We start from the raw sequence: 10,180 nt of genomic DNA on the forward strand, positions 1-10,180 counted from the left end.
GCTCGCCCACCCTGGCGGAGCGTATCCTGCAGGTCGTGGACTCCGGCAAGAAGTCCGCCTGACATCCTCGCAACGCGTTGAACCCGATTCGGGCGTCCGCGTCTCGTACCAAGTGTGACGCCCGTCACAGGCGGCCGTGCCGGGATTCGCCATAATCGTGGGAGCCGCCGCCTCCGGTGGCGGCGATGGGTCCTTTCCTATCACCTTACTCATGAAGCTGGGTCCATGAACATGTTCAGAACGTTGCCTTTCCTGCCCCGGGCCACTGCCAGGCCCCGACTCGACCGCGGCTGGATCATCGCCAACCACAAGCTGGTTTCGTTCCACGCCGCTTTCCTGAGCTCGCTGCTCAGCATCTCGCCCGGCGTGGCCTCGCGCCTCGACGTCATCCGCGAGATGTTCTTCGGCTTCGAGGTCTTCGTCTCGGCGGCCATGTGGTACCTCGCCTGGCACGTCAACATCGCCGTTCACGAGATGGGACACTACCTCGCCGCGGTGCGCACCAACAACCTGCGCCCCGAGTTCGCCGAGCCCGCCCAGAAGAAGCTGGAGCAAGGACTCGCCGGCCGCCTGGGCTGGTATCTCGAGATGTTCCTCAAGATCCCTCACGGCGCCTTCCCCGGCGTGAACAAGGAAGCAGGCAGTTTCCATCCCAGCGTCAAAACCCAGAACCTGGCGGTCTCCGCCGCCGGCCCCCAGGCCAGCAAGCTGCTGACCCTCGCCACCTTTACCCCCGGCATCATTCTGATCCTGATCGGCATGTACGGCGCCGTTCCGCTCTCCGTTTATGCCGGACGGCTCCTCTTTACGATTGGCGTGGTCGCCCTCTTCGACTTCCTGCTCTCCGACCCCGGCAAGTACAGGGCTTTCCTCGCCCGCCAGCGCGAAGCCGCAGCCAAAGCCGCCGAGGTCAAGGCCGCCGAACCGGCCGCCGCCACCGCCGCAGGCCGCGGCGCCCGCCCCGCCGAGCTCCGCCGCAAGCTTCGCCTGCATCGCCTGCAGGAGGTCAAGCTCGACGACGGCCGCGTCGTCTTCGCTCCCTGGGAGTTCCGCAACTCCATCATGGGCGGACGCCACACCGAGGAGATGGGCGGCAACCTCAGCTTCCAGGAATTCATGTTCATCCCGCTCACCGCCCAGGACTACATCGAGGCCCAGCGCGTCACCAACATGCTGCAGAGCCGCGCCATCCAGATCATCCAGGACTCCGAGGGACTGAACTTCGTCGGCATCGGGCTGGAGGGCGGCATTGTCGCCAGCTACGCCCGCGAGAAGGGCGATGTCCTCCCCGAGGAGCGCGCCCTGCGCGTCGCCGTGCAGGCCATCGAGGAGTGCGGCTTCGTCCCCGACCGCGACGTCTGCCTCGCCCTCGATCCCGCCGCCAGCGAGCTGAGCAACGCTTACCGCGAGAAGACCGGGGAGAAGGATTCGGTCGGCCAGTACCTCTTCTGGCGCGCCGAAGATCCCAAGGTCCTGACCACGGATGAGATGGTCGAGCTCTACCAGAGCTGGGTCAAGAAATATCCCATCGTCTCCATCGAAGACGGCTTTGCCGAGGACGATTGGGAAGGCTGGAAAAAGCTGATGAAGGCCCTCGACGAGGAGATCCTCATCATCGGCGATGACCTGGTCACCACCAAGGACACGACCATCCAGAAGTGCGCCAACGAAGGCCTCATCAACACCGTGCTGGTCAAGGCCAACCAGATCGGCACGATGAGTGAGACCTTGCTCGCCACCCGTACCGCCAAGGACAACAACCTCTCGCTGGTCGTCTCCCACCGCTCCAAGTCGCCCAACGAGGTGATGGAAGCCGACATCGCCTTCGCCACCGGCGCGCTCGGCCTGAAATGCGGCGGCGGCGCCAACACCGAGCGCCTGGTCAAGTACGGCCGCATCGTCGATCTCATCGAGCGCGCGCAGAAGGGCACGAAAGTCACGCGTCAGCTCGACCCCGGCCTGGTCATCGCCGACATCAGCGCCCACGAGGAGCCGACCAACGCCGGCATTCCCTCGGTCGGCGTGGTCATCATGCTCGACAACGGGATGAAGTTCACCGCCGCCACCCCGCTCGGCACCTCCGCCGGCAGCGACGAGGCCATCCACCTCATCGACAGCATCATCGAGGCCGGCCCCCTCACCCGCAAGTACCCGCAGTACTTCGTCTTCAACGAGAAGGAGAAGACCTATCGCTTCACCGACGCCGCCAAGAAGTCCCCGCCCAAGGACGGCGGCGAACTGGCCGAGCTCTGGATCCGCGCCAAGCGCTACGGCGGCAAGGGCTGCCTGAATGCCGTGGAGAACGTCACCCAGGTGGTCGCGCCCCGCTTCCTGGGCCAGAAGATCTCATCATTGGGCAGTCTCGCCGACCTCGACCGCGAGCTGCTGCTGATGGAACTCGACCTGGCCGTCAAGCGCGGCAAGGTCGCCGCCGACGCCCCCGCCGAGCAGAAGATCCAGATCATGCAGCGCAAGGCCAACCTGGGGATGAACGCGGTGTTGAGCCTGTCGCTCGCCCTCGGACGCCTGGTCGCCGCCCGCGACGGCCGCGAGCTCCCCGACGTCCTCCGCGACCTGGAGTTCGCCCTCGACCGCGACTACCTCTACGGCATCAAGGCCCGCACCGCGCAGGAGAAGAGAGCAGAAGTGACCGTCTAGCCACTCAGGCTGAGGCAGTGCCGGCCTTCAGGCCAGGCGTATCGGGCAGCGTGCGCTTCAATCCTTCTTCGTAACTGATCCGTTCCTTGTACCCCAGCTCTTTCCGGATCCTGCTCGTGTCATACGCAATGTCCTGCCGGAAATCGAATGCACTATCCGGCGCCGGCTGCACCGTCGATGCCGGCAGCGTCTTCAAGCGTTCACCGACCGTCGGCGTGTACTCCTCTCCCGCGTTGTAGATTCTCCCGGCCGCCGCCGGATGCACCGCCACCAGCACGATCGCCTGCGCCACGTTCTCCACGTAGCCGTGGGTCCACCGCCAATCCGGATGATCGCGGTACGCATAGACCGTCGCCAGGTCGGCATTGTTCCCCGGCCCGTAGACCTTGGGCAGACGCAGCACCGTCGCCGGCAACTGTGGATTCCCCATCGCCTCGCGCTCCACCAGGATCTTCTCGTAGTAGTGCGCCAGCTCATCGGGCGACTTCGCCTGCGCTCGATAGGGATACAGCACGGTGCGCAGGGGCGAATCCTCGGTCAACAATCCCTTCTCCAACCACCCTGCCTCCATCCCGGCGAATCGCCCGTACGCCCGGTACACATCTCCACTGCTGGGCACGACCATCCGCCCCACCCGTCCCGCGAACGCCTTCACCGCCGCCCGCGCGTCCGCCTCCCCCATGGCGATCATGTGGATGACGACGTCAAACTCGCCCGCCGGAAACTCCAGCACCGGCATCCCCGCTTGCGCGCTTCTGACGTGCGTCACCGCGGGCGACAGCTCGGACTCGTGCTCTCCGCGGTGGAATACCGTGACTTCGTCCCCGCGCTCGCACAGCTCCCGGGCCACGTACGGCCCGATGAACCCCGTCCCGCCAATGATCAGGAGGCGCATGGCTGCCCATTGTAGGGGAATGGAAGGACCGCGAGACCGTCATCCGGGTCGGTCTCACGTAGTTGCCTGGATCAAATGCTGGCCCATCAAGAGTGGGCCCTGCCCCTCGTCACCGTACTTTCGGACGCGCGACTAAGGGCCGAACGCGTGACCCCCGAGGGAGCGCGTCCGAAAGCACGGTGACTCGGCCGCGAGCCCGCGCAGCGGGCGCCAGAATTTAGCCCCGGGCGTAAGCCCGGGGTGAATGGTTCGAAGAAGGAGTAAGCCCCTTCAGGGGCGTAAGAAACGCAGCCGGCTCCCGTTCGCCTTGCCTCACAGAGTGTGTTTGTCGACCGTATACGGAAGGATCTGGTCACGGTCGAGCACGGTGGAGATTGCCTGATCCTCCGGATTCAGGCGCACGGTGAGATTCGCCCCAGGCGCAAGCTGCCGGACATATTGCTCCGCCGAACTTGACCAAATGAAACCACGTTCGTGTTTGCCCGTGTAGTGCTGCCCAGCAACGGAATACTCATAGTGGACCTCGGCGACGGGACATGCGAATGCTCCCGTGGAGCAGAAAGCCTTGGTTACGGTCGCCTTCATGGCAGGCCAAGTGCTCTTGCCGCGCGCCCTAAATACGCGAGCGATAGTCTGAGCGGATACTCGACAAAGAGATCCACCATGCGCCGCCCGAATGCTACACCTCTTCCGCCCCCGGCATCTGCATCTTCTCTTCCTCGCAGATCTTCTCCAGCTCCCGCACCGACCACCGCGCCCGGAAATCGTAGAACGTCTTGTACGGCTGCTCCAGCAGCTCCATCACCCGCGCCACCTGCGGATCGCCCCACTCCGGCAGCGACTTTCGCGCCTCCGCCAGCGGCGCTCCGGCCAGCTTCATCGTGATCAGGGCTTTGACGTTCCCGGCGTGCAGGTGCAGTTCCTCCAGCCCGTCTTTCAGGATCTTCTTGCGCGCCTGCAGCAGCTTGCGCTCGCCCATGGTGTGCAGCACCTGCATGTACTTCTCGAACAGCACCCACTCGTTCACCAGCATGGCGATCTCCGCCGCCGTGAACTGCTTCCAGAACGCTACCGGATAGCGCGACGACAGGAACCGCCCGATCATGAATGCTCCCGCCTCGTACCCGGAGATGCGGTCTCGCAGCAACTTCTCTACCGCCAGCTTGAAGAAGCGGACCTTGCGTTCCACGGTCAGCAGCTCGAAGACGCGGTTCTGCACCAGGTGGTCGCCGATGTCGCACTTCAGCACCTGTTCCACGTAGTCCTGCTTGTGGTCGTCGGACCACTGGTTCACCAGCTGGACGGCCTCCTCCGGCTGCTCCCGCAACTCGACGTTCACCAGCCGCGTCAGCTCGTCGAGGGTCGAGATTCGCCCCGCCATCAGCCCCTTCACCAGCTGCAGGTAATAGCGGTAGGCGTAGGCGATGGAGCGGAACGCCTCCACCTCCTCGGGCGCGATCTCCACTGGCTCGCCCTTCATGTAGCGCAGCAGCCGCGCCGGCTTGAACTTCCCCTGTCCCTCGTACATCGCCTGCCGCCGCGACGAGATGGTGATCCAGTCTCCTTCCCTGATCTCCCGCCCCGCCGCGTTCACCAGCTTGGGCGCCGGGTCGAGCTTCACCCCGTTCTTCTCCAGGCTGAGCAGCGCCGGGATGCCGAGGTTCTGGCAGATGGTGACCACGTGCACCGCCGCCGAGGTCAGGCTGAGGATGGCGTCCATCTCCCGCATCACCACCGAGTCCATGGGCACGAAGGTGCTCTTGCACAGGCACACCTTCTCGCCCCCGCCCTTCGCCTCCAGCGCCGCCTCCCCCGTGAAGTACACTCGGGCCGTGACCGCCGATCGCGGCAGCACCGCCACGCCCGTCGCGAAGCTGTCTAGCACGCTGTAGGCTTCCTGGTCGATGGTGTCCGAGCAGATCTGGCGGATGTGGTAGGGGCGGATCAGCTCCGTCACTCGCTTGCGGGTGATGGTGCCCGACTTGTGCATGTCCACCACCGCGGTCAGCGCCGCCCGCCCCGCCATGCCGGTCTCGTTCAGTTGCAGCAGCGCGAACCACTGGTAGCGCGCGGTCGCTTCCACCGCGAACTCGATGGTCACCGGCGACTCGAACTCGATCTCCAGCGCGTTCAGGTGCGGCATGAAGTGGTACACCCCCGGGAATTGCTGCTTGATCTCGTCGCGCTCGGCGAACGCCGTGGACTCGATCTCCGCCGTGCCCGTCATCATCTCTTCCCCGAAGATGTTGCGCGCCGTCTGCAGCTCGCTCCCCGTGCCCGTCTGGGTGTGCCGGCTGCACAGCACCCCGGCGTACGCCTCCTCCGCCCGCACCGTGCACACCATCTTCTGCATGATCAGCGACGGATAGGGCTCGCTCCGCCGCTCGCTCGCCCGGCACAGCGTCACCAGCAAGTCCTTGTTCTCTTCGTAGATCTCGTAGGAATGCTTGACGATGAACAGCGCCTGCGCGAACGGGTCCTCTACCAGCGCCGGGTCCGACTTGCGGATGATCCCCGTCACCTGGTCGATCAGCCCCGTCACCTCGCTCGCCGACAGCCCCGACTTCACCTTGGCCACCAGCGCCGCGTGTTGCTCCCGGTCCAGCGCGTTCAGGATGTTCCGCAGGTTGTTCAGATACATGCGGCGGGCGGCGAACGGGCCGTACCGCTCTTCCAGGAAGGGCAGCGTGCGCTCCGCCACCCCCACGTTCAGGTAGGTGTCCATCACTCCCGGCAGGTACTGCGTGGTCGCGCTGCGGATGGCGAACACCAGGGGGTCGCTGCGGCTTCCCAGTTGCTGCAGGGTCAGGACCTCCAGTTGCTCGATGGCTTCAGCCAGCTTTTTTTCGATTGCCACCTCGTGGTCCAGGAAGGCCTGCGACGTCAGCACCACGAAGTCCGGGACTGGATAATCTTCCTGGCTCAGCTTGAGCAGGATGTTGCCCTTCTGGCTGATGTCCTGGTCGGAGTGCTGCTCCTCGCTCGAGCACGGCACCACGAAACGGCTCTCGACCGGACGGCGCCCTGCCGTCTTCCCCAGCCACGGATGCTTGTCCGTCATCTCCTGCAGCTCGCGCACCGCTTCCCGGTCGCCCCCGCGGCATTGCAGGATCAGCGACAGGTAGCGTTTGGACCTCTCGACGTCGTTCTCGCACAGCAGCGGGATGTCGATCTCGCTGACCGTGATGCAGCCGCTCTCCCCGCCTTCCAGGTCGTACTCCACCACCGGCGGCGAGTAACCCGGATGTTCTTCCTTCGCCCCGTCGCGCTTCTGGTAATGCAGCTCCTTCCGCGCCAGCAGGCTGCGCTGGGTGAAGTAGTTCCCCCGCACCCTGAAATCGCGGATCGAGACCGCCGTGACCGGCTGCATCCCCCGATTCTAGGAATCCAGCCGCACCTCTGGCTGTGCGCTATGTCACATTGAGGCCCTTAGCGGGCGTGAGCGAGCCGAACGGCAAGCGCGAGCCCGCTGCCGAAATCCTGAGGCCTCTCTTGGCCGAAGGAACTGTGGCGGAAACGCTTCGGAGTCGGACCGAACGAAGACGGGGAGACCCGCCTCCCACTGGTTTTGAAGACCAGGGCAGCCACCGGGCCACATGCGCTTCCGCTGAACTTCAGTGTAACAAGAGGACGCCGGGACCGCCGCGGGCGGCGGTCCCGGCGATGGGTCAGGCGGTCTTGCGGGCGGCGGCTTCGGCCAGCTTCTTCTTGGTGAAGTACCAGTCTTTGACGTCGTGGCCTTCGCCGCCGGCGACGCGCTTCTCGGCGTCGGACTGGGTGATGGGCGCGGGCACGATCACCGGGTCGCCCGGCTTCCAGTTGGCGGGTGTGGCCACGCCGTTGGCGTCGGCCGTCTGCAGCGCCTCGAAGACGCGCAGCAGCTCATCGATGTTCCGCCCCAGCGACAGCGGGTAATAAAGGAGGGCGCGGATCACGCCCTTGGGGTCGATGAAGAACACGGCACGGACGGTGGCGGTGTCGCTCACCGCCTCGTGCACCATGCCGAAGGCGCGGGCGACTTTCTGGTCGAGGTCGGCGATGACCGGGAATTTCACCTTCACCCCGAAGTTGTCCTCGATGTTGCGCACCCAGGCGATGTGGGCATAGACGCTGTCCACGGAGTTGCCGACCAGCTGCACGTTGCGCTTCTCGAACTCGTCGTAGCGGCGGGCGAACTCCACGAACTCGGTGGTGCAGACCGGGGTGAAATCCGCCGGGTGGGAGAACAGCAACACCCACTTGCCCTTGGCGCCGTAGTCGCTCAGCTTGATCATGCCGTGGGTGGACTTGCCCTCGATCTCCGGGGCCTTCTCGTTGATGCGGGGGATGCGCGGGGCCTGACTGGCAGTCTCGGTACTCATGGCTCCTCCTCCTGATGCTAGATGTATGCGGCGCCCCGGCAGGCGGATTCAACAATCTGCCAAGAAAAACCAAGAGCCTACCACGGATTCGCGCGGATTGGTGATTGGTGATTTGTGATTGGCGATTGAAGCCCGTGACTTGGCAAATCACAAATCGCAAATCACCAATTTTCTGTGCGCTCTCTGCGTTCTCTGCGGTTAAATAGTTAGCATGCAAGCGAAGGAACGCCGGCGTTATCCCTTCATCCATCTGGACGTGTTCACCAGCAAGCCGCTGGAGGGCAACCAGCTGTGCGTCATCCCCGACGCCAGCGGGCTCTCGGACGGCGAGATGCAGACCCTGGCCCGCGAGTTCAACCTGTCGGAGACCACCTTCGTGCTGCCCCGCGACATCGAGACCGAGCGGCAGCGCGGCATCCGGGTGCGCATCTTCACCACCCAGGAGGAGCTGCCCTTCGCCGGGCATCCCACGCTAGGCACGGCCTTCGCGCTGCACGGCGAGGACCGCCGCCAGAGCGAGGTCTTCCGCACCCGCTCCAAGTCCAGCCGCATCGAGCTCGACCTGAACGTGGGCAAGATCCCGGTGGAGTTCACCTTCGAGCAAGGGCGCCTTTACGGCGAGATGACGCAGCGCGACCCGCAGTTCGGGCAGATCCACCACGCCGAGGAGGTGGCCCGGGCCGCCAACCTCAACCTGCGCGACGTGGACGCCAGCCTGCCCATCCAGACCGTCTCCACCGGCAACGCCTTCGCCATCGTGCCGCTCAAGTCGCTGCAGGCCATCCGTGGCCTCGGCTTTGTGTACAAGAATGTGGCCGAGTACTGCGAGAAGACTGACGCCAAGTTCCTCTACTTCGTGACCCGCGAGGTGGAAGACAAATCGGCGCGGCTGCACGCCCGCATGCTGTTCTACAACGGCGAGGACCCGGCCACCGGCTCGGCCGCCGGCCCCTGCGTGGCCTGGGCGGTGCGCCACGGCGTCCTGCAGTCGGACGAGAAGGCGCTGATCGAGCAGGGCCTGGAGATGAAGCGGCGCAGCCACATGTACGTGCGCGCCACCCGCACCGGCGACCGGGTCACCAATGTCCGCGTCGGGGGACACGTGGTCGAGGTGATGAGGGGGGAAGTCAGTTTCTAGTCGCCGGTAGCCAGTAGCCAGCAAAAGACAGCCTGGACCCGGGTTAAGCGGCAACCGCGGTCTTCCGTGCCGCGCCCGAGTGGACCGTCTGCGCGGATGAGCCGGCAGCGACGGTCGCCGGGATTTCTTGCCGCAGGACCGGCTGCTCCGGCGTCGCCGGCGCCCTGGCGGCCCCTCGTTCCTCGAACAACAGCCGGCGCAAGGAACGAAGATCGTTCAGGATGCGCACGCTCTTGTTGAAGTGAAGTTCCAGTTTTTCCAGGTTGTACAAGGCGAGGCGCAAAGCGTCCATGCGCCGGGGAGCGTTCGCATTCGATTCCGCTTGCAGACTGGCATGAACGGCTTGCTTGGCGTCCGCGACTGCGCCGGAGAAAAGGCCGAGAAAATCGTGCGCGCTCTCGATACTCTCAAAAGGTCCCGGATCGTGACTCATACCGGCCCTCCGTCTGCGGCAAAGGGGTCCATCACGAGTCGACAGAGGTTGGCGGGCGACGTACGGGTAAAGGTTCCCACTCTGGGCACGGTTCGTATGTGATGTGGGGCACCGAGCCGAGTGATTCACAGCAGCAATCGCTGTCAAGGTCCGTGTAGCAGCTCCCACACTGTGGCTTGATGGATGGGCCACCCGCCGAGGGCTCACCCCAACGCCATCTTGAATTCCTTTTCCCTCTTGCTCAGTTGGAAAAAACCCTTCAACAATCCATTCAGCTCTTCGGGTTCGGGGGTCAAGCGGTCCGTCTCCCACTCTTGCTGCTCAGCGTGCCACGCGCCCTTCTCTTTCCACATGAACAGAAGCCCGACGTTGAACCTCTCCAGTTCAGAGAGAAACCTTTCGGGAAACTCGTGGTCGCCGTTTGGGACCTCAGCAACAAGGTATGAATAATGCGCCCAGCGGGAGTGCGCTGCAGCTTCGTAGACAGACCGGATGTTTTCTGCATCCGCGTACTTCTTCACTTCGAACGTCGTAACTTCAAGTACAGGTTGGGGAAGATACTCATAACTGTTTACTTCGACCAGAGTGACGTCGGGCCTGGACCACTGACCGCTGTCTCTCTTTCGCTTCTTAGCAGTGCCCGTAATCATCACTTCGAAAAAGTCTCCCGGCTCGATGCCCTTCCCCCAGTCCTC

General features: G+C 64.4%; 8 protein-coding genes and 1 tRNA gene. 2 read left to right on the top strand and 7 right to left on the bottom strand.

Translation table 11 applies throughout. The annotated features are described in order from the left end of the window. Positions 1-225: 225 nt before the first annotated feature. Positions 226-2,658 carry a hypothetical protein gene (locus VMS96_00575; GenBank protein ID HVP41891.1) on the top strand — a complete coding sequence of 811 codons (2,433 nt, stop codon included), beginning with the start codon at positions 226-228 and terminating at the stop codon, positions 2,656-2,658. A gap of 4 nt (positions 2,659-2,662) precedes the next feature. Here the strand turns inward: VMS96_00575 and VMS96_00580 are convergent, their stop codons facing one another. The 5 genes from VMS96_00580 to VMS96_00600 form a co-directional block, all read right to left on the bottom strand. After that, the gene (locus tag VMS96_00580) at positions 2,663-3,553 is read right to left on the bottom strand and encodes an NAD-dependent epimerase/dehydratase family protein (protein ID HVP41892.1); all 891 of its coding nucleotides are present in this window, start codon (positions 3,551-3,553) and stop codon (positions 2,663-2,665) included. 312 nt (positions 3,554-3,865) lie between these two features. Further along, positions 3,866-4,138, bottom strand: coding sequence for a hypothetical protein (locus tag VMS96_00585; protein ID HVP41893.1), 273 nt, complete (start codon positions 4,136-4,138; stop codon positions 3,866-3,868). Between the two features lie 94 nt (positions 4,139-4,232). Next, positions 4,233-6,923 carry a hypothetical protein gene (locus tag VMS96_00590; GenBank protein ID HVP41894.1) on the bottom strand — a complete coding sequence of 897 codons (2,691 nt, stop codon included), beginning with the start codon at positions 6,921-6,923 and terminating at the stop codon, positions 4,233-4,235. A 138-nt stretch (positions 6,924-7,061) separates the two neighbouring features. Further along, positions 7,062-7,159, bottom strand: a tRNA-Sec gene (locus VMS96_00595). 62 nt (positions 7,160-7,221) lie between these two features. Continuing rightward, positions 7,222-7,914: a peroxiredoxin gene (locus VMS96_00600; protein ID HVP41895.1), complete on the bottom strand. Its 693-nt coding sequence runs from the start codon at positions 7,912-7,914 to the stop codon at positions 7,222-7,224. Positions 7,915-8,125: 211 nt separating this feature from the next. Here VMS96_00600 and VMS96_00605 point away from each other — a divergent pair, with 211 nt between their 5' ends. Further along, positions 8,126-9,052 (top strand): PhzF family phenazine biosynthesis protein, encoded by a 927-nt coding sequence (locus VMS96_00605; GenBank protein ID HVP41896.1) that lies wholly within the window; start codon positions 8,126-8,128, stop codon positions 9,050-9,052. A 43-nt stretch (positions 9,053-9,095) separates the two neighbouring features. Here VMS96_00605 and VMS96_00610 read toward each other — a convergent pair whose 3' ends face one another. Beyond that, the gene (locus VMS96_00610; protein HVP41897.1) at positions 9,096-9,485 is read right to left on the bottom strand and encodes a hypothetical protein; all 390 of its coding nucleotides are present in this window, start codon (positions 9,483-9,485) and stop codon (positions 9,096-9,098) included. A gap of 203 nt (positions 9,486-9,688) precedes the next feature. Next, on the bottom strand, positions 9,689-10,180 hold a 492-nt coding region (locus VMS96_00615; GenBank protein ID HVP41898.1), incomplete at its 5' end, for a hypothetical protein.

It is taken from the genome of Terriglobales bacterium (genome assembly GCA_035543055.1).
Taxonomy (GTDB): Bacteria; Acidobacteriota; Terriglobia; order Terriglobales; family Acidobacteriaceae; genus JAIQFD01.